The following is a 24,030-nucleotide window of genomic DNA, read 5'->3' as shown; positions in this document are numbered from 1 at the left end:
TACACAGTATTTCGTATTTTTGTTTATACAGGAAAAGGAAGTATTGCTTAAGCTTGGCGCTTTCTGCTACGTAATGCGATACCAAATAGGCCCGCTGCAAACATTAGCACTGTACCAGGCTCTGGTACGCTGGTTACTGGCACTTGCGGGCTGTTAGCTTTAACGCCAGCTAATTTGAATGCATCGTTACCTATCGAGTGGCCCATGTTTCCAAAGATTGGGTTATAAGCACCGATTAACCAGTACTTCGAAGAAGCGCTTGAGCTGATAGACTGGTAAGCGTAAGCGTTAGCGTCATCAATTTGCGCTTCAGTTGACCAAGCACTTGCAACGTCGCCCCAATTGCTACCAGCTAAAGTAGGCGTATCGTTACCTGAGTAAGCCAGCACCGTAACATCAGCTTCATTATTACCTGATTCTTTAGCCCAACCTAAAGAAAAACCAGCAAGGTTTACCGCTTCATCGAAGCTAAGTAAAACCATGTCGTAGTCTTTTTTCCAGTCTTTGTTGTTATAGCTGTCGATAGCATGATCAGGAGCGCTTCCCCCTTCATCACGATTCTGTAATGTCAAACCATAACCGCTAGCGTAATCCAACTCTCCAGACTCAATATATTGGTCACGAGAATCCGTATTAGACCAACCAGATAGCGTAAGGCCGTTGCCACTATAAGTATTACCGTCACCGCTTCCGTTTTCGGTAAAGGTGCTAAAGTCCCAAGTCTGCGTAGAACCAAAAGCAGACAACGAAACAGCGCAACTTGCTACTAATAAAATTTGTTTAAACACAGTGCCCCCAAATAGCAGTATGTATATCTTTAATATCACTAATCAGATTAGAAGCAAAAACTAGGCCAAGTTAAATAACTCTTTATATACAACAACTTAAATAATAGATTTAAATTATTATTGTCATATTGTAAAAAATACCGACAACAATTGCTGAGTTTTTGCGCCAATGGTTAAACATTGCATCAAGTAAGTGACAAATATTTAAGCGAAAGAATAACATTTTCGCTCAATAAACACACTACCAGTAACGCTCTACCGTAACTTGCCCAGGCTTTCGTCTAAGGTTTTTCTTTAAGCCTTTATTTTCGAGAATGCTTTGCGCATCAGTGATCATTTGCGGATTACCACACATGATCACTTGTGAGTCTTCGGCGTTAAGACAAAGCCCTACCGCATTCTCTAACTGATCAGTCTCCAGTGCCGCTGGGATCCTACTTCTCAATGCGCCAGCGCTATCTTCTCTGGTTACCATGGCTTGAAAGACAAATTTATCCGCTTGCTCACTTAAGTACTTATCAATCAGTTCTTGGTAAGCGATGTCTTTCGTTTTTCGCACACCGTAAATCAGTACAACTTTGTCAAAACGCTCCCAAGCTTGATCGGTTTCCAGCATCGAGAAAAAAGGCCCAATGCCGGTGCCCGTGCCGATTAACCAAAGGTGTTTAGCAGGAGGAACTTCGTCTAATACCATAAACCCTGCAGCCGCTGTTGAAACTTCAATGGTGTCGCCAGCTTGTAGCAAGTGTAAGTTGGGTGACAGCAGCCCATCTTCCACCTTAATGGCCAGTATTTCTAGATAGTCAGTGCTGGGCGGGTTAACCAGTGAGTAGGCGCGGGCAATGCGTTTGTCGTCTCGCATTTCAGACAACTTAATAAACTGCCCTGCAACAAAAGGCGCAATGTCTGCTTTTATGCGCAAGGAAAACAGCTCGTCATTCCAATCCATACGTTGAATTACTTTACCTTCAGTCCACATACTTGCTCCTGTTGTAAAATACCTTTCACTCTTTTGACGCTATCACATCACCGTGGTGCTCTACAAAAATCAGTTCGCTAGTATCAAAACCAAGTTCTTTAGCTTGATGCACTAGGTCAGCACGAATAGCATGCGATAGCTCTGGGTTTCTAGCCAGCAGCCACAAGTAGTCTCGGTTTGGTCCTGCAACTAAAGCATATTGATAGTCTTTTTCATCTAAGGCAAACACCACATAGGCGCCATAAAACGGCCTAAAAAAGGATACTTTTAGGTGCCCGATGTTTGGCTCGCTAACAAACTGGGCCACACCTTCAGCTTCAAACCATTGGTGGTCTTGCTCGGAAAAACCTTTGTTGAGAACCGATACTTTACCGTCATCACGCAGGGCATAGGTCGCAGTAACATGGCTCATGCCACGTTCAAAAGAATGATCCAAGCGCGCTATTTCGTACCATGTGCCTAAGTACTTATCTAGATTAAAATTTTGAACCGGTTCAATACCTTCAGGCTTAGAACTACAAGCACTCAGTACTAACATAGCAATGATCATTAACACTTTTTGCATACTACTTTCCTTTCAAGTTGGCGCTTAAAACCTTAAAACCACAATGCAGCTACGCAGCCTACCAAGGTCATCACAAACAAAAACCACTTAAGCGTGTTGGCGGCAGCCTTTATGGCAAATTTAACCGCGTAATGCGCACCAACAATATAACCCACCGCCAATACTAAACCCGGCAGCCATAATACTTGGTCCCGAGCGATAAACACCACTAAAGCCACGCTAGTAAAAGCTATGGTACACACTAATTTCAGCGCATTAGCCCTAACTAAATCGTAGCGTAAACTCCCCGCTAAAGCGGCAATCAAAATAAAGCCAACACCAGCTTGAACAAATCCTCCATAAAAACCAGCGAGGGCTAAACTCCATTTTGCCGAAGGAGTATCCTTCATTTTGCGGGCAGAGGTTCCAGCAGCAGGGGCAACAACACTGGGTTTAATCAGCATTAATGCCGCCATCGCGAGCATCGCGCCAAGTAACAAATATTTAATGATCCACGAAGGAGCGTAAGAGGCTGCTACAGCGCCTACCAAACCACCCACCAAGGTTGGCCACAAAATAGGCGCAACATCTTCAGTGTCCAACTTACCGTGCTTTTTAAAGCCAATCACGCCGGTTAAACACTGCAAAAATATTCCCACTCGATTGGTTGCATTGGCTACTTCTGCAGGCATCCCCATTACCATTAACGCTGGAAGAGTGAGATTCGATCCCCCTCCAGCCAAGGTATTGATAACTCCAGCAAATAATCCTACTGTGAGTAATAACAATCCATGATAAATTGTGAAATCCATTTAGCGCCTCATTCGCCCTTCGATAAGTTTGACCTTATCACTGACGCAGGCTTTATTCAGTAGCAGATTTTTATCTTTAGTCTAAGCTGAAATTTTCCTGTTCAAGAATAAGGTGTAAGTTAATTGGGCAGCAGCAGTAAAAGGAATGGTTCATTGAGCTACGATTACAGCATTATTGGTGGAGGCATCGTTGGCCTTGCCAGCGCTTTAGAACTGATTAAGCGTAAACCTAGCGCCAAGGTAGTGCTGCTAGAAAAAGAAGCCTCACTCGCCTTTCATCAAACAGGCCATAATAGCGGCGTAATTCATGCCGGTGTTTACTACCAGCCTGGCAGCCTTAAAGCCCAATTTTGTAAGCAGGGTTTATTAGACACCATTAGTTTTTGCCAACAGTACGACATTCCCTACCTACAATGCGGCAAGCTATTGGTGGCCACCAATCAACAAGAATTAAGTGATATGCAGGCGCTCGCCGTACGCTGTGAACAAAATGGGATTACGGTAAAACCGCTTAATGCGAAACAACTGCAAGAAATTGAACCTAACATCGTTGGCTTAGGCGCTTTGCAGGTAAAAGACACTGGCATTGTTAGTTACCCGCAAATTTGCCAAAAACTGGCCGAGTTATTTCAACAAGCAGGCGGCGAGATTTTGCTGTCTCACCAGGTGACAGGCTTGAGCGAACAAGCCGACAAAATATTGATCGATACTCAGCATGGTCAAATAAGTAGCCAATACCTTATTGCCTGTGGCGGGCTTATGGCAGATCGCCTATGCAACATGCTTAAGCTAGATATCGACTTTCAAATTGTTCCTTATCGTGGCGAATACTATCAATTACAACCTCGCCATAACCAACTGATTAAACACCTTATCTATCCCATTCCTAATCCTGATTTACCATTCTTGGGTGTTCACCTCACCAAGATGATTGATGGCAGCGTAACCGTTGGCCCCAATGCCGTGCAAGGCTGGTCGAGAGAGGGTTATAACAAGGGTTCCTTTAACCTTGCAGATACCAAAGAAATGCTCGGATTCAAGGGGTTCTGGAAGGTGGCTAAACAGCATTTTCGTAGCGGCCTTAGCGAAACAAAAGACTCCATGTTTAAATCTGGCTATTTGCAGCGGGTTAGAAAATATTGCCCTAGTTTAAATATTCATGACCTACGCCCTTATCCAGCCGGCATTCGTGCCCAAGCTGTGTTAAAAGATGGCAGCCTAGTGCACGATTTTTTATTCGCCAACAGTCCGCGTAGCTTACATGTGTGCAACGCTCCCTCGCCTGCGGCAACCTCTGCTTTTCCTATAAGTCGCTATATTTGCGACAAGGTAGAACAAGAGTTAGAGGCCAAAGCTTAGTGACTTAATCTAGTTAGAACGTCATTGCGACTAATGTTAGCAATAAGAATCACCGCACAGGCAGCAGCATTGAGTCGATAACTAAACTCCACACTACTTCAAAGCAGGTGTTTACAATCAAAATAAATCCGCCGAGGCCGTTTATTCACTTAATAAGTGGCCTTTATTGGATTGCGGCTACCTGCCAAGAGTTACGCTCCGCCCACACCACAACTAATACCCGCTTGCGCTAAACCCTATTCCACTCTAGGCTAAAACCTCCAACCAAGCGGTGATACCGTTTAGCCATAACTAGGAAGTGCGAAATGATAGAAGTAGGACAAACAATTCCAGATGCTCCGCTGTCTGAGCTAAATCAACAAGGGATGCAAAACCATACTAGCCACCAGCTGTTTGCTGGCAAAAAAGTGGTGCTATTTGCGGTGCCTGGTGCATTTACCCCTACTTGCTCCGAAGCTCACCTGCCGGGTTATGTGGTGCTAGCAGACGACATTAAAGCCAAAGGTGTTGATTTGATCGCATGTGTTTCGGTAAACGATGCTTTTGTGATGCAAGCGTGGGGCGAAACCCAAAATGCTGAGCATATCCAAATGCTAGCCGACGGAGATGCAAGCTTTACCAAAGCGCTAGGTTTGGATATGGATACCGCCAGTTTTGGAGGAGTTCGCTCACAACGCTACGCCATGATTATTGACAACTTAAAGGTGACTCACTTAAATGTAGAACCGCCAAAATCCTTTGAAGTGAGCAAGGCTGAACACATTCTGAGTCAGCTATAAACGCCTGTAAATCAGCAATGCTAAATCGCTTAACTACTTTAACCTCTGTGCGATTTAGTATTGTTTTGGTCTGCTTGTTTTCTCAAAGCTGTTTTGCTTTTGGCATGAAAGGGCATCAACTGATTGCTTATTTAGCTCAGCAGCAGCTCGAGCCGCAAAGCCAACAACGTATAGAGCAAATACTTGATGGAAAAAGCATGGTGGTACTTGTAATATGGGCAGATTATGCGAGAAAACAAGATGCTTGGAAGCACACCGGCCCCTGGCACTACATTAACATTCCTAAAGGACAGTCGCTTGAGCAAAGCCAGCGAAATCCTAAAGGAGATGTACTTAGCCAACTGGAGTATTTTGAGCAGCAACTCAAGCAAGCACACCTCAGCAAGTTAGAACGCCAACAAGCCCTAAAATTTTATATTCATTTTGTCGGTGATATTCATCAACCCTTGCATGTGGGTTATGCCAAAGATCGTGGCGGAAATAAAGTCACAGTAAACTGGTACGGTAAAACGACCAACCTACACCGCGTGTGGGATAGCCAATTACTTGATAACAATAAGCGATCTTTAGGTGAATATGCCCAGCACCTTCAAGTAAGCTACCCCAGCAACGACCAATTACATTCCTACCAAGAATGGTTAAATCAAAGCCGTGCGCTATTGCCTGCGGTTTATCAACTTGCCGATAAAAACTTATCTGATGACTACGCGACTCAACATCGCCCCACTCTAGAGTTACAAATAGTTCGCGCCGGCCAGCGCTTGGCTAAAAAGTTAAATCAAATATTTAGTAGCAATCCTTAAAACTGCCCAATTACAGTGATCCTATTTCGCTGAGCAACGTTATACTCAATATAATGCGAAGGAGCTGACAGCATGAATAAATTTTCTAGTGACAAAATTTCTGTAGGGATTAGTAGCTGCTTATTAGGCGAAGAAGTACGTTACGATGGCGGCCACAAGCAATCACGCTTTTGCCGCATAGAGTTAGCCAAATATTTCGACTTTGAACCCACCTGTCCCGAAATGGCGATTGGCATGGGCACCCCTAGAAAAACCATTCGATTAGTTGAGCAAGACGACATTATTAGCTTACAAGCTAGTGATGGCAGCTTTGATGTGACCGAAAAAATGCAAGAATACGCAAAGCGTCGCTTACCTCAACTCGCTCACCACAGTGGTTACGTAGTGTGTGCCAAATCGCCCAGCTGTGGCATGGAAAGAGTCAGCGTATATTCACCAGCTAAAAACAATGCTACCAAAGATGGCGTTGGCACCTTTACCGCAGAGTTAATTAAGGCTTATCCCTTACTGCCTATTGAGGAAGATGGCCGTCTCAACGACCCAATTCTGCGCGAGAACTTCGTCAATCGTGTATTTGCTTACCACCAATGGAAAACCCTTGAGCATGAAGGCTTTACCGTAGCAAAAGTGCAAGACTTTCACGCCAAATATAAATACTTATTAATGGCGCATCACCCAGCCAAATATCGCGAGCTTGGACCTCTTTTAGCCAACATTAAAGGCAATGATGATAGCGAAGGTTTTGCTAGCTATATCGAAGGCTTTATGGGAATTTTGAAACACAACTGCAGCCGCAAAAACCACTGTAATGTATTGCAGCACTTGCAGGGCTATTTCAAACGCGAAATTACCGCTCAACAGCGAGAAGAGTTAGCCGAACGAATTCATGAATACCGTGAGGGTTTATTACCTTTATTGGTGCCTATTAGCCTTATTCAGCATTATTTACGTGAGCACCCTAATCATTACGTTGCTAAACAAGCCTACTTGGCCCCTCACCCCAACGAGCTTAAACTTCGCTATAGCTTGTAGTTACTCTCTAGCGAATTGGCAACTAACTGAAAGCTATCAATTAGTTGCCAAGCAAGTCCTCTAGCTGCTGATGGTTCAAAAAACCGCAAGCAGCACCTGCTTCACCTATTTTGTAAGAGGCAAAAGTTATTGCCCGCTGCAGCGCTTGCTCAGCATTTTTGCTAGCTACATAGTAATGTAGAAAGCATGAAAACAAGGCGTCTCCCGCTCCAATGGTATTCACAATGGTACGTGTGTTTATGGCTGGAAAATGCTGAATATGCCCAGACTGCTGGGTAAACAACAAAGCACCATTGCTGCCTAAACCCATAACAATCACTGAGTTGTGATAGCGTTCGACCAGCTGCCAGATGAACTGGTGATAATCGCCCTCTACCTGCTCATCACTGAGAAACAATACATCGGCGGCAGCTAGAAACTGTTGGTTGTACTCATCCTCAATATCTCCAAGCGTGTGTACATCTGTGGCAATCAACTTTCCTGCTTGCTTGGCTTGCTCCAACATCGGTCGCGCAAAATTAATGTTACACATTACTACTGCATCAGCCTTTGATAAGCGCTGGCTTAGTTGCGGAGAGGAATAACTGCGCTGCTGGATATCTTTAAGATCAACATGAATTTGCCGCTGTCCTTGAGGATCATACAAAATCACTGACTGCGGGGTACTTTGCATGCTCATATCTAAACAAGCATTTATTCGCGGTATTTTTGCTAGTGCTTGCTGTACTTGATCCCCGGCCATATCAGGCGCTAACAGGGTGCATAAGTCTACTTCATCGCCCAAGGTTGCTAGGGCTTTAGCCACATTGTATGCCACCCCGGAGACACTGCTCTGAATACCGTCAAAGGGATAAGTAACCGGGTAATAGTGCTGGGGAAAACCTTCTATTTTAAGTGTGGTTTCTATATTCACTAAACCCGCGACCAGAATATTTGCCATAACACTAACTCATTGAAAATATATAGTTAGTCACGCTAACACATGTACCACTAGGCACAAGTTTACCAACGCAAGATTGTTAAGAGGTACAAAAAAGCCCGCTAGGCGGGCTTATCAATAGAAGGAAAAAGCAAGGTTACTTAGTCTTTATCGTTGAGCACGATGCCCGTTTTGCTAATGGTAATTAAGCCATCTTTATACAGGCGACCAATGGCTTTTTTAAAGGTACCTTTACTCACACCAAAGATAGCTGAAATGGCCTGCGGAGTGCTTTTATCACTAATCGCCAAATAGCCCTGTTCTTCGCGAAGCTTAGCTAAAATAGTGTCGCCAATATCAATGGCTTTTTGGATGCCGATAGGCTCTAGGCTTACATCGAGCTTTTGGTCTTCTCGTACTTTTTGAATATAACCCGTGCCCGCATAACCAGCGCGAATACGCTTAAACACTTGGTCGTAATACAATACGCCCCAATGCTTGTTGTTTACTACGGCTTTGTAACCAAGTTCGGTGCGCCCAGCAACTAACAGCTCTACTTTGTCACCACGTTTATATTTGTGGTCAGACTTATCGATGTAACGGTCAAGTTTGTTGCTGGCGGTAATGCGTTGTTCGTTATCTAAGTAAACATAAACTACGTAATGACGGTCAACTTCCATGGGCTGTTGTTGCTCACCAAAGGGTAAGAACAAATCTTTATCTAAGCCCCAATCAAGGAAGATCCCCACATCGTTAATATCTTTTACCTGCAAGTTAGCGCACTCGCCAACTTGCACTAAAGGTTTCTGTAAGGTGGCCAGCAAGTTGCCTTGGTTATCGCGGTAAACAAATACTTCGATTTGCTCGCCAATGCTCAGCTCAGCCGGCAACTCTTTGCTCGGCAGCAAAATATCACCAAACTCGCCACCTTCTAGGTAGGCACCTAAGTCAGCCATTTCAATCACGGCTAGTTGATTAAGGCGTCCAATTTCTAGCATTTTCTCTCTCTTCTCAGATTCGATAAGCTCCGTATGAGCTAATGCGCGAGTATAACATGCTAAAGCCAAGATGCGCTTGGCTTAATTGGCTAGGCAGGTTTTAAGGCATTAACAATCGTAGAGACTTGTTGGCTCACATCTGATTCAATTTTGGTCGCTAGTTTGTAAGCGGATTCAACCTGGGTTTTCACGGTGCTCATCTTAGACGTAAAGCTACCCACGTGTTCACTTTGCTCACGAATATACTCACTGGCTTGATGGGCAACTTGAGCTGAGGTTTCAGCTTGCTCACGCACTTGGTGAGTGGTTTCCATTAGCTTAGAAGAAATAGCCTGTTGGTGTTCACTGGCTTCTTCTATCCCGCCAATGTTTGATTCAAGGCTAGTAGATGATTGCTTTAACTGATTAAGAATGCCGGTAATCTCTTCCAAAGAGCTTTGCGTGCGCATCGACAGCGTTCTTACTTCATCGGCTACCACGGCAAAGCCGCGGCCATGTTCACCGGCGCGGGCAGACTCAATAGCAGCATTTAGGGCGAGCAAGTTGGTTTGTTCAGCAATGCTGCGTATCACATCCAAAATTGCGCTTACATCCGTAACGGCTGTTACCAAGGTCGCCAGTGATTCTCGCCCTTCGGTAACGGCGGTACTGGTCCGTTTGCTGGCATTCATTACCTGCTCTACATTTTGCTGCGATTCATTCATCGCGCTTTGGGTAGCATTGGCGTTATTCTCAACATCACTAGACACTTGGTTGAGTTGCTCGGTTAATGCGCGAAGCTGCTCCATCAGCAATTGTGACTCGGCCACTTGGTGGTCGGTTTGCTCAGAAGTGAGATACACTTCACGAACCTGTTTAGTCACCGAATCTAAAGAATTGGAAACCACAGAGAGTTGCTTATTCTTAAGCTCTTCTAAGTCTTCTTGCTTAGCCAGAAGTTGGTTAAAGAAAGTCGCGATCTCGCCAATTTCGGTATTTTTTCGACGCACTTTTAGCTGTTGAATACTGCCATTGTCTACCAGTAGCGCAAAACCATTGCGCAATTCACGCAGGGGTTTAAGCACGGTGCTTTGCATCACCACTTGCATAACGATGGCAATCAACAATATTAAGCCAGCAACACTGTATAAGGTAAGCTCAACAGTTTGAGTAACCCCATCTCGCTGCTTAATCACTCCTTGCTCGGCTTGAGAGATTTGTTGAGTAAGCAGCTCAATGTCTGCTGCCAATGCGCTACGCAATACCATACGCTGCTCAATTAAGGCATTGGTTGATTGCAGCTCTCTTGGATAGCGATTAGTTAAGCTAACTAACTCACTTTTTATCTCTTCGGCTAAATCGACCGCTTCTTCAGGATCGCCCAAGGCGAACTCATCAATCTCCACTTCACTCATCACGCCTAACAATGGCAACGCATCAATGGCTTTGGCGTGTTTATTGACCTGAGAAAAAGCATCATCGTAAGCAGACTTGCTGTTAGTATTTGGTTCGGTAAAGTAGCGACTGCGCTGCATAGATAAATTAACCAAAGCATTAAGTAACTCACTGCCTTGCTGGATATAGTCTCGTGACTTAGTACCACTAGCGCTTAAGCCATAATCCACAGTGCTGTCTGCCCAACCCAACATTTCGCGTTCGGCATTTACCAGTAAGCCTTGTTCGTTACCACTTAGTTTACCCAGTGCTAAATAGCGATCTTGCAAGGCGCTGTGTAGCTGGTTTAGTAGCTCAGCCAAGCCCGGAAGTTGCTGCTGATTAGAGCGTTCTACCAGTTCAAACAATAAACGTTCAGCCTCACTCAGCTCTAAAGCATTACCGGTATTAAGGTAGTTGTTTATCTTAGCCACTAATTGGCTATTGAACTGGGATTTAAGGGATTGGTAATTTTGTAGCTGCTGATTGGAGCTGGATAGCTCAACAAGAGATAAATATAAGGCTGCAATTAACACCGCGCTTACGGCAAATAATGCTATCGCAGATAGCCTCGAGAATCGTGATACTCGCATAAAATCTCCATTCGCAGATTGGCTATAGCCAGCTCTGCAGCAATCCCTAACAAGCCTATTAGGCTCTAATTTGGGCGACGATTTTATGACTAAAATATGACAATAATATTACATTGATAAGCATGTTAAAAATGATCAGCTATTTGATATATATATGAAATCTACTTGTTAGCACGAATCAACTAAAGTGTTAGCGGTATACAAAGTTGTAAATCAAAGTGCTCATTTTCATCAAGAAACTGACATTGAGAATAGCGAACATAAGCCGGCGTATCACCCAAGCGATAGCTACTTTGGGGTAACCAATGCATGTAAAACTTATGCAATAGCGGCAATAGTTCCCCGTACTCTCCAGCAGCATATAGTGTGGCGTGCATTCCACCAGGAATGGTTAAAGCACTAACTCCACTCCGGCGTATTATTGGCCCATCCACCTCCAGGCAAGCAACATAGTGACACAGCGGAGCTGGCACAATATCTGGATTGGAGTGATATAAACCTAATAGTTTATCTTCTTGCCATGCAAGCCCCTGACTATCGGCCCAGACCTGCAACTTCTCGTAAGCTTGGCGAATAGAACGGTCGTAACCTTGATGCCTAACATAAGCAACTGGCTGGGCAGCCAAACGTTGCACTTTAACCTCAGGCATCTGCAGCGTTTTGGCATTGAGCATGCGTTGCTGTAACTCTTCACCCCAATGTTGCTGATAATTGGCTTGGCTAAACTGACTATATCCTTTGTCTCGCCACTGAGTAGGCGAACAAGCAAAGTGCTTTTTAAAGGCTTGAGAGAAAGATGCGGGAGACAGAAAACCACAACAGTGTGAGGCTTCTTGAATAGTTAAACCGGGCGAGAACATCAATAAATTAGCACAGCGTTCCAAGCGCGCTCTACGAATATATTCATTCACATTCTCTCCGGTAACCTGCTTAAAGCAACGGTGAAAATGATGGGGCGAATAAGCTGCTACTTTGGCTAATAACTTGGCATTTAAAGGCTCAGCAATATGCTGATGAATATAATACAAAGCATCGTTGATTCGATTAACTCGCATTCCATCTGAGCTTAAAGACATTCAGTACCTTAACGGCCTATCATCAATTCCTCAAAATAGCACATATGGACAAGTCATTGCACATAAACGCTAAAGCATCCCCGTAGTTGTTTTTGCAATGATAGTGAGCAGTTTTCACTAAGTAGGTAAATGACCATGGTAACGGTGAGTAATCGAGTACAGCAAACTAAACCCTCGTACATACGCAATATTCTAAAGGTAACTCAGCAAGCCGATACGCTCTCTCTTGCAGGCGGTTTACCCGATGCAGAACTGTTTCCCTTAGATATACTGGCACAGGCAGCTGCCGAGTTGGCTCAATCTCCTAGCATATTTCAATATGGTGCTACCGAAGGCTTAACTGAGCTTCGCCAATGGCTACTTAACGACGACAACTTAAACGAAGATGTATTGATAACCACGGGCTCACAACAAGCCTTAGACTTAATAGCCCGCAGCTACCTTAACCCAAGAGATAAAGTACTCTGTGAAGCGCCCAGTTATTTAGGCGCCTTGCAAGTGTTTGATTTGGCTGAAGCCGAGATACGTACAGTGATAGCGGAATCCGACGGGCCTAATCTAGTCCAGTTAGAGCAACAACTAGCCAAACACAAAATAAAGCTTTTTTATGCAGTGCCAGACTTTCAAAACCCTAGCGGCCATTGCTGGAGCCTAAGCAAACGCAAGGCCGTTGCCAGCCTCTTAGCCAAATATAAAGTTGCCCTTATTGAAGATGCCCCCTACCGCCAACTTCGCTATCAAGGTGAGCCCCTTCCCACGGTGAGTGAGCTATCGAGTTATGCAGCATTTTACCTCGGCTCTTTTTCAAAAATAGCCACACCCGGCATGCGAGTAGGCTATGTAAGAGCCAATCAAGCGTTGCTAGAACCACTAAACAAAGTAAAACAAGCAAGCGACTTACACTCTGCCCAGCCCATGCAAATGATGCTATTAGCCACCGTTCGCCACCCATTGTTTGCTGAGCACTTAACCAAGTTGACCAACACTTACCGAGCGCGGCGCGACTACTTAGCAGCGCTATTAAAGCAGCAACTTAAGGGTGAATTAACCTTTGAAGTGCCCCAAGGAGGCATGTTTATCTGGGCAAAACTCACCCGCCACAATGCGATTCTTTTAGCGGAGGCGGCATTACAGCAAAAGGTAGCAATAGTGCCGGGAGATGAGTTTTGGCCAAGCAATCACACCGCCAACTACCAAGCGATTCGCTTAAACTTTACCGCCTTAACAGAAGCACAGCTAGAGCAGGCAGTTATTCGCTTAAAAAAAGCGATTCAAAGCTGTTCGCCAAATTAACTATAACAAAGACTCAGTTTTTAGTGTGTGGCATACAACGAGGCGGCGATATTCCGCCTCACACCGTTACTTTTCATCAAGCAAATGGGTGTCTATGTAACGGGCTTTTTTCTTCTCTTTCAACTGATGTAAATCGACTAATACCAAGCCATCGATACACTGGTTAAATTCTGGATCTACGTTGAAATCAATAAACTGAACCCCACCAGCGTGACATAGCTCGGTGTATTGCTTATAAAGCGTAGGCACCGCCGTGCCCATTGCTGCCAATGCACTCTTTAGTTGGGCAAAGTCAGCTTTATAGTCATCACCGCTGAAAGACATATGAATACTGTTTTTGATTTGCTTAGCCAGCTGATATGGCTGACGCGAACGCGCATAGCTTTTGTTAGAAGGAAAGTAAGTTTGATAAAAATGTATCAACAAATCTCTGCCAGCTTCTGGCATTGCGGCGCTAATGCTCACCGGACCAAACAAGTATCGATAATGAGGATTGCGCGCTAAAAATGCGCCTATTCCTAGCCATAAGTAATCTAGGCTTCGCTTACCCCAGTATTTTGGCTGCACAAAACTGCGTCCTAACTCAATGCCCGAGGCCAAAAAATCACAGTTTTTCTCATCATATTCAAACAGTGACTGGCTATACAAAGCGCCAATCCCCTTGTCTTTAATTAAGCGTTTGGTATCGGCAAAGCGGTAAGCGCCAGCAATTTCAAGTTGCTCTGCATCCCACAATATAAGGTGCATGTAGTTTGCATCGTACTTATCGGTATCGGTGCGTCGACCGGTGCCTTCACCTACGGCGCGAAAGGCTAATTCTCGCAAGCGACCAAGTTCAGATAAAACTAGAGGCTGAGAATTACCATAACAAATGCAAATCTGCTTCCCGTCTGGCGTCTCACCTATTATCTCTAGCTGCTTAATTGCCTTTTTAAGGGCCAGACGCTGCTCCGGATGAGCAATCGCAGCTTCTGTTTGGAACAAACCCTTTTTGTTACTACCAATACGATAGAGGTGTTTCTTGATTAACTGAGCTTGAGTGGAGCGATCTAAGCCACTTAAGCCAAAACTCTTTACCGGGATCTGCTCGCCCACTACCATCGAGAACACTTTGTTACGGTGAAAAAATAGCTCTTTTACCAATAGCAAAGTAGATAAAGGTCGATAGACAAAAGAGCAAAAGTAAAACAGCTTACTGTTTTTAGCCTTTACGCAAATGGGCAGCAAGGGAGTATTGGTTTTCTTAGCAATGCTTACAAAGCCCTTGGTCCACTTTCCATCTTTTACCTTAATGCCTTTTAAACGAGAGACTTCACCGGCTGGGAAAATAATCACCGCCCCTTCTTCATCTAACAGCGCTTTAATGGCATTAAGCTGCTTACGCTGACTATTACCATGCATGTTATCTACTGGCAGCAACAAGTCATCCAAAGGCTTAATTGCGGAGAGAATTTCATTAGCAACAATTTTAACGTCTTTACGTACCTGGCTAACTAGGTGCAACAAAGCAAGACCATCTATCGACCCGATTGGATGGTTGGCGACAATAATCACTCGGCCTTCACTAGGAATGCGCTCTCGCTCATTCTGGCTGACCCGATAACTGACATTAAGCTCGGTGAATACTTGGTCGATAAAAGCCACCCCTTTTAAGTGAGGATGCTTTTCGCCAAAGGCTTGAAATTCTTCCTCAAACAACACTTTAGAGAAAAACCAACTAGCGAAGGAATAACGACGCGGATGCTGTGCTAGGCTGGGGTAATGTTGATTAAGTACCTGCTGTGCTGAAATCATTGCTCTCTCCCTGTATTCGCCGTTAGGCTAGAAGCAGAAGATGACAAAGAAGCAACAAATTTGTGTCAGTTGCATGACACACCCACACACCTGAAGTGGACAAATAACAAGGACAGTTAAGTGCAATTAGGTAGCGAACAACCGCAAATAGTGCTCTATCTCAATACCCAGACGCCCTCTCTACCAAATAATCATCATGACCTAAAGGGAGCTGAGTTAAGCCACGCTATTTTAGGTAACAACAATAATAACTGGCGTAAGGTGTTAACTATATTCGCTAAGCTTTGTGCACCAGATGAGGATTGGCGACGCTATTTACATCAAGATTTACTGCTTAAACAGCAAATTAATTTTAAGCAGCATTTAGTCAAATCAGCAAAAATACACTTAGTGGCAGGAAAGGCTAACTGGCAACGATTTGACACAGCACCAGAAGAAAAAAGTGCCTCAAATCAAAAAAAATGGAATTTTTTAGCACCGAATATTTTATTTACCCCCTACCCAGACTACCGGCAATTCCCAAATAGCATGATTGAAGAGTGCCGCGCAAAGATCCATCAGAAACTGCTCAAATATTAGCTAGTTAGCTGAAATATAATAAGTTTATTTTTTGTGCAGCGATATAAGAGCTAAAACTAAGGCTCAATTGATAAATCCAACAAAAACAAAGCCATAGCTGATTTTCACCGTCATAGCTAGCTGTTAGGTTTAACAGTTTAAAAACTGTTCGCACTGAATTGTACTCATAGCATCATCACCAAGGGAGAGATGCTAATGGACTTTGTTAATGGCGTTGCAGAACAGCTTTCACCGACTACTTTTCAACATCTAAATCACTATCGTCATCAAGTGTTTGTAGAGATGCTTGGCTGGGAGCTCGACACCCCTGATGGCATAGAGCAAGACCAATTTGATCGCGACGACACCGTTTATGTTATCGCTAAAAACGACCAAGACCACATCAGCGGTTGTGCACGTTTACTGCCCACCACCGAGCCTTACCTACTGGAAGAAGTATTTCCAGAGTTGCTAAATGGTCTTCCCTGCCCCAAACAACAAGACATTTGGGAGCTATCACGCTTCGCTGCGGTAGACTTTGACAATCACAACCAAGCACCAACTCAACTGATGTCGAGTGAAGCTTTAGCCTTGCTTACCGCCTCTATTGAGTGCGCAAAAAAACAAGGAGCTAAACGCTTAATTTCGGTCTCACCGCTAGGTATTGAGCGAATGCTACGCAATGCAGGTTTTCGTTACCATCGTGCCGGTCCACCAAAAATAGTGAACGGCTACGCACTATTCGCCTGCTACATAGATATTTCTTAACTCATAACCATTGGCGATTCACGGTAGCGATTTTTTATCGCTTCCGCTGTTGTTACTTGCCAAGCCATTGCTTCGATGGCCTCTAACAACAGTTCATCATTTCGACGAGGGCTCACATCAAAGCCCTCTTCTTGCAACTGAATGTTACTGCGTGGCAGGCCCTTAACTTGGCATTGCATGCGGCCATTACGCCACTGCCAATGCCAGTCCCAGCCTAGGGTGATAGCGCACACATTTTCAAACAGCCATTCGGTATAGCCACTGAAAATTGCCTGCTCACTATTAAATTCTTCTTCACTAATATTGTCTAAGCCAGAGATGATATGGCTAAAAGCGAGCACATTAAGCTGCTCAACGGATAATCTCACCAAGCCATCGTTACTAGGGACAACCTGATAACGAGTTGATTCGATTATATTCTGTACACTTGCCTGTGTTTTCATAATTATATTTTTTTATTTATTTGAACTCTCCCTCATGAAAGCATTCTGAAGCCAAAGCTTCAATTGTCAACATTAACAGTTGCGTTATACTGGTAATTCTACGAGAAAAATGATTATGCGCAGTTATTGCATATCTAGGAGAAGATAAAGCCCTCATGGAAGCTTGGTTAGAAGAACAGTTCTGTTTGTTGGAAACTCAAGGCTCTAGTGAGGCCTTTTTCCAAGAATTATCTAAAATCACCAACGCTTTAGGATTCGACTTTTGTGCTTATGGCTTGCGAGTTCCATATCCCTTGTCTGCTCCTCGCACCGAGATGCTCAATAACTATCCCACTATTTGGCAGAATACTTACCAAGAGAAAAACTACTTAAAGGTTGACCCAACCGTCCATCATGGGATGACGTCTCAACTGCCTATTGTGTGGAGTGACCAAGTGTTCTCCCAAACTCCAGAGTTAATGGAGGATGCCCGTGCATTTGGCCTTGAATACGGCTGGGCGCAATCATCTCGCCAAGCTAATGGCACGGTCGGCATGTTAACTTTAGCGCGCTCCTCAGAGATGCTGACGCCAGCTGAGTTAGTGCGCTACCGTTATCAGTTGCTGTGGTTAACTCAAGTCACTCACCACGGCCTTGCATCACGCATTACCGAAGAAAAACTCGAGATGCCAGATCTTAGCGTGCGCGAGCTAGAAATGCTGAAATGGACCGCAGACGGGAAAACAGCTGAAGAGATTGCTACCATACTTAATATCACAGCACGCACGGTGAATTTTCATATCAGCCAGGCCATGCGCAAGCTCGATGTAGTCAATAAAACCGCGGCCACCGTAAAAGCGGCATTAATGGGCTTAATCTAAGCGTAATAAACGCCTCAAAGGTTAGAAATCAAAGTATCACCGCTGCTTTGCACTATAATCTAGCTGTCTTTCACCAGCCCTAACTAGCATGACTCTTGATTTAAACTTTCACTCCACTCTTTACCAAATCGGCTTAATTGCAGTATTTGTATTTGCGCTAACAGGTGCGCTGGCCGCAGCTAAGCGCGAGTTAGACATCTTAGCCTTTGTATTTGTTGGTATTGTCACCGGCATAGGTGGCGGAACTATCCGCGACTTACTGCTAAGAACCGATCAAATTTTCTGGATAGCCGATCCCAACTACCTCAGTGTTTGTATTGTCGCCTCGGTGATGACTTATTTCTTTGCCCACTGGGTGATCAAAATTGACCGAATCTTATTGTGGATGGATGCAGCAGGCATCGCTTTGTTTGCAGTACTAGGCACCAGTAAAGCGTTGAGCTATGAGGTTGCACCGCTGATTGCGATTTTAATGGGGGTAATTAGCTCAACCTTAGGCTCGGCAATTCGTGATTTAATGCTACAAGTTAAGTTGGTTATTTTTGAGCCCGAAATCTACGTAACCGCCTGTCTTGTTGGGAGTTTATCTTACGTAGTGCTGGGCCACTTTGGCATAAACGAGGTCTACAATATATTGTTATCCAGTGGTGCAGCATTTCTATTGCGGGTGCTAGCCATAGAGCTCGATTTAAGATTTCCCAGCTTCACACTTAGCAAGCTACAAAACCGGGAAATTCGTAAACAACAACATAAACCTTAAAGGTGTTCACCAATCGCGTTTACATGGAATACATGCTCTACATTGGCAATAGCATCTAGTAACTCTTTAGTCGCTGGCGTGGCGATATCCATAAGGGTATAAGCAATATCGTTACGGCTTTTATTGAGCATATCGATAACGTTAATATCCATGTCGGAGAGCAGCGCGAGCACATTGCTTAACACCTTAGGCACGTTATCGTTAGCGAAGGCAATACGAAAGCCCTCAGTCCTGCTTAGCTTAATATTGGGAAAGTTCACTGAATTATGAATATTGCCATTTTCTAGAAAATCTATTAGCTGGCGCGCCGCCATTACCGCGCAGTTTTGCTCGGCTTCGTTCGTGCTAGCACCAAGGTGTGGCAAACTAAGGACTTGAGGATGCTTAAGCAAAGCAAGGCTGGGAAAGTCGCTCACATACTGGGACAACTGTTGCTTAGCTAAAGCCGTGAGCAATGCATCTTCATCAACAATACTGCCACGGGCAAAGTTTAAAAGCACAGCCCCTTGTTTGATAGAGGATAAATTGTCGCTATTGATGAGGCCTAAGGTGTGTTTATTGGCTGGCACGTGAATGGTCACATAATCACTGGCCGCTAATAAGTCTTTTAGCTCATCGGCGCACTCCACTTCAGAAGATAAACGCCAAGCGGCTTGTACACTTAATGCTGGGTCAAAACCCACCACTTTCATGCCTAAACTAAGTGCTGCGTGTGCGACTTCTGCGCCAATTGCACCTAAACCAATTACGCCTAGCGTTTTACCGGTAAGCTCAGAGCCCACAAAACCCTTTTTCTCGGCTTCAACTTTAAGCTGCAGTGCCTTAGCGTCTAAGTCTTCACTTAAGCCTTCAATAAAGCTTAAACCAGCTGCAATATTACGCGCGCTTAACAGCATGCCACCCAATACCAACTCTTTTACCGCATTGGCATTAGCGCCTGGCGTATTAAACACAACAATGCCCTGCTCAGAGCAACGCTGAATTGGGATATTGTTTACCCCTGCACCACAACGGGCTAAGGCTTTGACTTCACTTGGAAAATCGTAGTCATGTAAATTGGCGCTGCGCAGCATAATCGCATCTGGCGCAGCTTGTCCCTCAGCCACTTGGTAGCGCGAATTAAAACACGCCAAACCTTGCTGATGAATGTTATTAATAGTCCGAATATTCGGCATACAGTTTCTCCCTAAACAACAATTACGGTGTTTTCGTGACAAACTGCAGCACGAAAATAGAATATTAAAATCAGCTCAAATTTATAAACACACCTGCTTGTAGGCCCACGCTAGCCAAGGCATAAAACGCGCTAAATCTTCTTGCTCAACAGTAGCGCCACACCAAATGCGTAAGCCTGCCGGTGCATCTCGATATGCGCCAATGTCAAAAGCCACTTGCTCTTGGTCTAATAGGCCAATAATGGTTTTAACCTGATCGGCCGAGGCATCCAGAGTTAAACAAACACTGGTGTTTGATAGGGTTTCTGGCTGCTGAGCCAAAAAGCTAATCCACGCATTATCGGCAACAAATTGCTTTATGACTTCGAGGTTTTGCTGGGATTTGCTGATGCTTGCCGAGACTCCTCCCAGCGATTGAACCCATTTGAGGGCGTCGACATAGTCCGCCACACATAACATCGACGGCGTGTTAATCGTTTCGCCTTTGAATATACCTTCAATGAGTTTCCCTCCTTGGGTTAATCGAAATACTTTAGGCATTGGCCAGCTAGGTTGATGACTTTCTAAACGAGCTACTGCGCGCGGGCTAAGAATAATAACGCCGTGAGCGCCTTCGCCGCCTAGGGCTTTTTGCCAGCTGTAAGTCACTACATCAAGTTTTTCCCATGGCATAGGCATGGCAAATACTGCAGACGTAGCGTCACAAATAGTTAAACCGCTGCGTTGCGAGCTAATCCAGTCGCCATTTGGCACCGCGACACCAGAGGTAGTGCCATTCCAAGTAAAGATGCAATCGTTATCTGGGTTAGCTTGGCTCATGTCTGGCAAGTGGCCGTAATCGCTGCTGTAATGGTTAACCTGCTCGAGCTTTAGTTGCTTGCTCACATCGGTGAACCACCCTTTACCAAAAGACTCCCAGCTAAAAATATCCAATGGCTTAGGGCCTAATAGCGACCACATCACCATTTCCATCGCGCCAGTGTCAGAGCCCGGTACAATGCCCACTCTGTAACCTTCTGGTAGTTCTAATAATTGCTCGGTAAGTTGAATCGCTTCGCCAAGTTGAGCTTTACCTATTTTGCTGCGGTGAGAGCGCCCCAGCGCATCAGTGTTCAGCTGGCTAAGGGCATAACCCGGACGTTTTGCACAAGGCCCAGATGAAAAGTTTGGGCAATTGGGTTTTAACTGCGGTTTCATTAACGATCCTTGTAAGTAGCTGCCTAAATAGGCAATTGAATAATAACTAAAAGCAGTATATGCGAGAGCGCTAGACCATAAAATGACCTGACACCAATTTTAAACGCTGATGAAAACTTTAATACAAACAAAGGAAAATCATCTAGTACGCAAGATAATTGCGGAGTATATGCAGTTAGCTATAACGCTTAAAACTAAATGGTTGCACTAATCCACCATATAACTCCAAGCCTCTAAGCTTTGACTTCATTTAAGCCTTAAAGCTGGGTAGTATTTAACTAAGCCTCACCCTTAAAAAGCGAACATAGCTTGCCAAGCCTTAGATATTGCCCTCAGTGTGCCAGTAGCAAATTCAAACAAGTTGATGTTAAGCAATGGGCTTGTGAGCAATGCCAATTTAGCTACTTTCACAATATGGCTTCTACCGCCGGTGCCCTACTGATTTTTGAGGATGAACTATTACTGGTAGAGCGCGCCATTAATCCGCAAAAAGGCTATTGGGACTTACCGGGTGGATTCATCGAATATGGGGAAAGCCTAGAGCAAGGCTTACAACGCGAGCTAAATGAAGAACTTGGGCTTGAACTTGCCGCCGAAAACTTTCGTTATTTTGGCTCGTTTGCCAATCAATACTCCTACAATCAAGTGCTTTACCACACCTGCGACAGCTTCTTTGTTTATCATTTAAACAACAGAGTATCCCTACAAGCGAGAGACGACGTTGCCGCTTGGCAATGGCATAGTCTAAAAAACATCCCTTTTGAGCGAGTTGCTTTTAAGTCTGTAAAACAAGGGCTTATGCAATTATCTCAACAAAACCAAAACACTCTTTACAAATAACTCACATAAAATTGATTTAGATCGTCCTCTCTTAACCATATTTATACTATGGTTAATTTGCTCAAAAAGCGAACAACAAGAACTTCTAGCAGGAAGCAAACAGAGGGTACGAATATGGATAACCATCCCCGTCGTTCTAGTGTTATTACCGCAATACTCACCATGGCAGCAGCTTTGTGTTTGATACTGTCATTTTCGAGTAGCGCGGAGCCAAAAGCCTTGGTGTTAAAACCCTTCAAACAACTCAGCCAAGAAAGCGCTGAATGCGCAGGCTGTCATAAAGATAAAAACCCATCTCTTTATGCTCAATGGGGGCGTTCTAAGCACTACGGAGCCAACGTAGGCTGTTACGAGTGTCACCAAGCAAACCCCGAAGATAAAGATGCTATCACTCACGAAGGGCACACTATTTCAGTGATTGTTTCGCCTGCCGATTGTGCCAATTGCCATACTCAAGAAGTGGATGAATTCGCTAAAAGTCACCATGCAAAAGCTGGTCAAATTATCGGTTCGCTGGATAATTTCCTAGCTGAAGTGGTTGAAGGTGCGCTCACCTTTAATGGTCAGTCTCCTGCTGCGGTTAATGGCTGTTGGCAGTGTCACGGTTCAGAAGTAAAAGTGCTGGAGAACGGGGATTTGGACCCAACTACTTGGCCAAACACTGGTATTGGACGAATCAATCCCGACGGCTCAGTAGGTGCGTGTACTGCCTGTCACCAACGCCATGAGTTTTCTATGGTGCAAGCTCGTAGACCAGAGGCCTGTGGTAAATGTCACTTGGGGCCAGATCATCCTCAAAAAGAGATTTACGAAGAATCTAAACACGGCATTAACTTCTACGCCAACGTTGACCGGATGAACCTCGACTCGGCCAAATGGATTGTTGGTGAAGATTACGATGCAGCGCCAACTTGTGCTACTTGCCACATGTCGGCCACTCGCGAACTACCCGTTACTCACGATGTGGGCAACCGGATCTCATGGACTCTGCGCCCTGCGATTTCTGAAAAAATAGATGCCAAAGCGAAGGCTCAGGGCAAAGAAGTTAAGTCGTGGGAAGCGCGTCGCGCCGACATGATGAACGTTTGTGAGTCTTGCCATACTAAGTCAATGATCGACAGTTTCTACCAGCAGTTTGATTCACTGGTTGTGTTGTACAACGACAAATTCGCCCGTCCAGGTAAAGAGCTAATGGATGTGTTGAAGAGTGAAAAAATGCTCACCGAAACCGCCTTTGATGAAGAAATTGAATGGACCTGGTTCTACCTATGGCACCACGAGGGTCGCCGAGCTCGCCACGGCGCCGCCATGCAAGCGCCAGACTACGTGCAATGGCACGGCATGTATGAGGTGGCAGAACGCTTCTACATCGAGTTAGTTCCGCAGTTCTTAGAAGTAGTAGAAAAAGCCGAACATAATGGCAATACCGAAGGAGCAGAAAAAGCTCGGGCTATTCTGGCAGAAATTTTAGACCGCCCTGAGCACGCATGGTTTAGCGGCAACGAACCGGAAGAAGTGAAAAAAGCCAGGAAAGAAGCACAAGCGGCCTTTAAAGCCCGTTACTTAAGCGAAAGCAAATAGCCACCGATGGGAGCAGTCATGCTCCCCTCTTTTAAAAGAGGATGCTGATATGACAAATAACCAGCAGAAAACTCGGTGGCAAAAGCTATGGGCTTGGCTTAAAAAGCCGCTCATTATTGGAATACCAATTGGTGTGTTTGTATTGGTGTTAGGCTTAGCGACAGTGCAAGGCAGCTTGGTACTATCGAGTACCAACGAGTTTTGTTTTAGTTGCCACCTAAAAATGGACACCATAGTGCAAGAGTACAAAGCATCCAGCCACTACGGAGACGGTAGCAACATCGCCGCCACCTGTGCCGACTGCCATGTGCCACATCCATATTTTGAAATGCTACAGGTTAAAATTGCCGCCACCGCCGACATTTATCACATGATGGTAGGCACCATAACCAAGGAGAATTTCGAACAGCACCGGCCAGCCCTTGCTGAAACCGTTTGGCGAGATATGAAGGCTAATGACTCCGCCAACTGCCGACATTGCCACCAAGGTGACAACTTTGATTTAAGCAAACAACCGCAGCGCGCGCGTTTAAATCACCAACAAATAGCGGCACGCGGTGAAACCTGCGTAGACTGCCACCAGGGTCTAACCCACAAACGCATCGTTATCGAGTAAGCTTGCTTCTTCCCTTAAGTCTTCAAAGGCATTACTTTGAAGACTTTTAT

The 24,030-nt window shown here is 44.8% G+C and carries 24 protein-coding genes; 12 read left to right on the top strand and 12 right to left on the bottom strand.

Annotated features, from left to right (window positions below):
* Window positions 1–47 precede the first annotated feature (47 nt).
* From xdp1 to G6R11_RS01785, 4 genes are all read right to left on the bottom strand, one after another.
* The gene (xdp1, locus tag G6R11_RS01800) at window positions 48–788 is read right to left on the bottom strand and encodes an exosortase-dependent surface protein XDP1 (RefSeq protein ID WP_163130926.1); all 741 of its coding nucleotides are present in this window, start codon (window positions 786–788) and stop codon (window positions 48–50) included.
* A 241-nt stretch (window positions 789–1,029) separates the two neighbouring features.
* On the bottom strand, window positions 1,030–1,767 hold the full coding sequence (locus G6R11_RS01795; RefSeq protein ID WP_163130924.1) for a ferredoxin--NADP reductase: 738 nt from the start codon (window positions 1,765–1,767) through the stop codon (window positions 1,030–1,032).
* A 25-nt stretch (window positions 1,768–1,792) separates the two neighbouring features.
* Window positions 1,793–2,332: a lipocalin family protein gene (locus G6R11_RS01790; RefSeq protein ID WP_163130922.1), complete on the bottom strand. Its 540-nt coding sequence runs from the start codon at window positions 2,330–2,332 to the stop codon at window positions 1,793–1,795.
* A gap of 32 nt (window positions 2,333–2,364) precedes the next feature.
* Window positions 2,365–3,123, bottom strand: coding sequence for a sulfite exporter TauE/SafE family protein (locus tag G6R11_RS01785; RefSeq protein WP_163130920.1), 759 nt, complete (start codon window positions 3,121–3,123; stop codon window positions 2,365–2,367).
* Window positions 3,124–3,276: 153 nt separating this feature from the next.
* Between G6R11_RS01785 and lhgO the strand changes: the two genes are divergently transcribed.
* The 4 genes from lhgO (at window position 3,277) to G6R11_RS01765 (ending at window position 7,096) form a co-directional block, all read left to right on the top strand.
* Window positions 3,277–4,482 carry an L-2-hydroxyglutarate oxidase gene (lhgO, locus tag G6R11_RS01780; protein ID WP_163130918.1) on the top strand — a complete coding sequence of 402 codons (1,206 nt, stop codon included), beginning with the start codon at window positions 3,277–3,279 and terminating at the stop codon, window positions 4,480–4,482.
* Window positions 4,483–4,787: 305 nt separating this feature from the next.
* The gene (locus G6R11_RS01775; RefSeq protein ID WP_163130916.1) at window positions 4,788–5,261 is read left to right on the top strand and encodes a peroxiredoxin; all 474 of its coding nucleotides are present in this window, start codon (window positions 4,788–4,790) and stop codon (window positions 5,259–5,261) included.
* Between the two features lie 104 nt (window positions 5,262–5,365).
* Entirely contained in the window at window positions 5,366–6,064 is a 699-nt protein-coding gene (locus G6R11_RS01770) for a S1/P1 nuclease (RefSeq protein WP_163130914.1), read from the top strand.
* 72 nt (window positions 6,065–6,136) lie between these two features.
* A complete protein-coding gene (locus tag G6R11_RS01765) occupies window positions 6,137–7,096 on the top strand; it encodes a DUF523 and DUF1722 domain-containing protein (RefSeq protein WP_163130912.1) in 960 nt (319 codons plus the stop codon).
* A 40-nt stretch (window positions 7,097–7,136) separates the two neighbouring features.
* Here G6R11_RS01765 and G6R11_RS01760 read toward each other — a convergent pair whose 3' ends face one another.
* From G6R11_RS01760 to G6R11_RS01745, 4 genes are all read right to left on the bottom strand, one after another.
* Window positions 7,137–8,036: a carbohydrate kinase family protein gene (locus G6R11_RS01760; protein WP_163130910.1), complete on the bottom strand. Its 900-nt coding sequence runs from the start codon at window positions 8,034–8,036 to the stop codon at window positions 7,137–7,139.
* Window positions 8,037–8,176: 140 nt separating this feature from the next.
* Window positions 8,177–9,013: a S1 RNA-binding domain-containing protein gene (locus G6R11_RS01755; protein ID WP_163130908.1), complete on the bottom strand. Its 837-nt coding sequence runs from the start codon at window positions 9,011–9,013 to the stop codon at window positions 8,177–8,179.
* Window positions 9,014–9,102: 89 nt separating this feature from the next.
* Entirely contained in the window at window positions 9,103–11,019 is a 1,917-nt protein-coding gene (locus G6R11_RS01750; RefSeq protein WP_163130906.1) for a methyl-accepting chemotaxis protein, read from the bottom strand.
* Between the two features lie 182 nt (window positions 11,020–11,201).
* Window positions 11,202–12,095, bottom strand: a complete 894-nt coding sequence (locus G6R11_RS01745) for a GyrI-like domain-containing protein (protein ID WP_163130904.1) — start codon at window positions 12,093–12,095, stop codon at window positions 11,202–11,204.
* 129 nt (window positions 12,096–12,224) lie between these two features.
* Here G6R11_RS01745 and G6R11_RS01740 point away from each other — a divergent pair, with 129 nt between their 5' ends.
* Window positions 12,225–13,388, top strand: a complete 1,164-nt coding sequence (locus G6R11_RS01740; protein WP_163130902.1) for a PLP-dependent aminotransferase family protein — start codon at window positions 12,225–12,227, stop codon at window positions 13,386–13,388.
* 66 nt (window positions 13,389–13,454) lie between these two features.
* Here G6R11_RS01740 and G6R11_RS01735 read toward each other — a convergent pair whose 3' ends face one another.
* Entirely contained in the window at window positions 13,455–15,182 is a 1,728-nt protein-coding gene (locus G6R11_RS01735) for a lysophospholipid acyltransferase family protein (RefSeq protein WP_163130900.1), read from the bottom strand.
* A 120-nt stretch (window positions 15,183–15,302) separates the two neighbouring features.
* On the opposite strand from G6R11_RS01735, the gene G6R11_RS01730 reads away from it, so the two are divergent.
* Together G6R11_RS01730 and G6R11_RS01725 are read left to right on the top strand one after the other, a co-directional pair.
* Window positions 15,303–15,761 (top strand): hypothetical protein, encoded by a 459-nt coding sequence (locus G6R11_RS01730; RefSeq protein WP_163130898.1) that lies wholly within the window; start codon window positions 15,303–15,305, stop codon window positions 15,759–15,761.
* 195 nt (window positions 15,762–15,956) lie between these two features.
* Window positions 15,957–16,508 (top strand): acyl-homoserine-lactone synthase, encoded by a 552-nt coding sequence (locus G6R11_RS01725; protein WP_163130896.1) that lies wholly within the window; start codon window positions 15,957–15,959, stop codon window positions 16,506–16,508.
* On the opposite strand, the gene G6R11_RS01720 is transcribed toward G6R11_RS01725, so the two are convergent.
* On the bottom strand, window positions 16,505–16,951 hold the full coding sequence (locus G6R11_RS01720) for a DUF4902 domain-containing protein (protein WP_163130894.1): 447 nt from the start codon (window positions 16,949–16,951) through the stop codon (window positions 16,505–16,507). The two genes, G6R11_RS01725 and G6R11_RS01720, sit on opposite strands and share 4 nt — an antisense overlap.
* Before the next feature lie 155 nt (window positions 16,952–17,106).
* Here G6R11_RS01720 and G6R11_RS01715 point away from each other — a divergent pair, with 155 nt between their 5' ends.
* Window positions 17,107–17,811: a LuxR family transcriptional regulator gene (locus G6R11_RS01715; protein ID WP_163130892.1), complete on the top strand. Its 705-nt coding sequence runs from the start codon at window positions 17,107–17,109 to the stop codon at window positions 17,809–17,811.
* 88 nt (window positions 17,812–17,899) lie between these two features.
* Complete coding sequence (locus G6R11_RS01710; RefSeq protein WP_163130890.1) at window positions 17,900–18,571, top strand: trimeric intracellular cation channel family protein; 672 nt, start codon at window positions 17,900–17,902, stop codon at window positions 18,569–18,571.
* On the opposite strand, the gene G6R11_RS01705 is transcribed toward G6R11_RS01710, so the two are convergent.
* The gene (locus G6R11_RS01705) at window positions 18,568–19,746 is read right to left on the bottom strand and encodes a 3-phosphoglycerate dehydrogenase family protein (protein ID WP_163130888.1); all 1,179 of its coding nucleotides are present in this window, start codon (window positions 19,744–19,746) and stop codon (window positions 18,568–18,570) included. The two genes, G6R11_RS01710 and G6R11_RS01705, sit on opposite strands and share 4 nt — an antisense overlap.
* A gap of 81 nt (window positions 19,747–19,827) precedes the next feature.
* Window positions 19,828–20,943, bottom strand: a complete 1,116-nt coding sequence (locus tag G6R11_RS01700; protein WP_163130885.1) for a phosphoserine transaminase — start codon at window positions 20,941–20,943, stop codon at window positions 19,828–19,830.
* Between the two features lie 309 nt (window positions 20,944–21,252).
* On the opposite strand from G6R11_RS01700, the gene G6R11_RS01695 reads away from it, so the two are divergent.
* From G6R11_RS01695 to G6R11_RS01685, 3 genes are all read left to right on the top strand, one after another.
* Window positions 21,253–21,783 carry an NUDIX domain-containing protein gene (locus tag G6R11_RS01695; protein ID WP_163130883.1) on the top strand — a complete coding sequence of 177 codons (531 nt, stop codon included), beginning with the start codon at window positions 21,253–21,255 and terminating at the stop codon, window positions 21,781–21,783.
* A gap of 114 nt (window positions 21,784–21,897) precedes the next feature.
* On the top strand, window positions 21,898–23,364 hold the full coding sequence (locus G6R11_RS01690; protein WP_163130881.1) for a multiheme c-type cytochrome: 1,467 nt from the start codon (window positions 21,898–21,900) through the stop codon (window positions 23,362–23,364).
* A gap of 49 nt (window positions 23,365–23,413) precedes the next feature.
* The gene (locus tag G6R11_RS01685; protein ID WP_163130879.1) at window positions 23,414–23,980 is read left to right on the top strand and encodes a NapC/NirT family cytochrome c; all 567 of its coding nucleotides are present in this window, start codon (window positions 23,414–23,416) and stop codon (window positions 23,978–23,980) included.
* The last annotated feature ends 50 nt before the right edge of the window (window positions 23,981–24,030 follow it).

It is taken from the genome of Agarivorans sp. Alg241-V36 (genome assembly GCF_900537085.1).
In the GTDB taxonomy this organism is placed as follows: Bacteria; Pseudomonadota; Gammaproteobacteria; order Enterobacterales; family Celerinatantimonadaceae; genus Agarivorans.
Note: the sequence above shows the minus strand (reverse complement) of the source record. Positions and strands in the feature narration are given on the sequence as shown.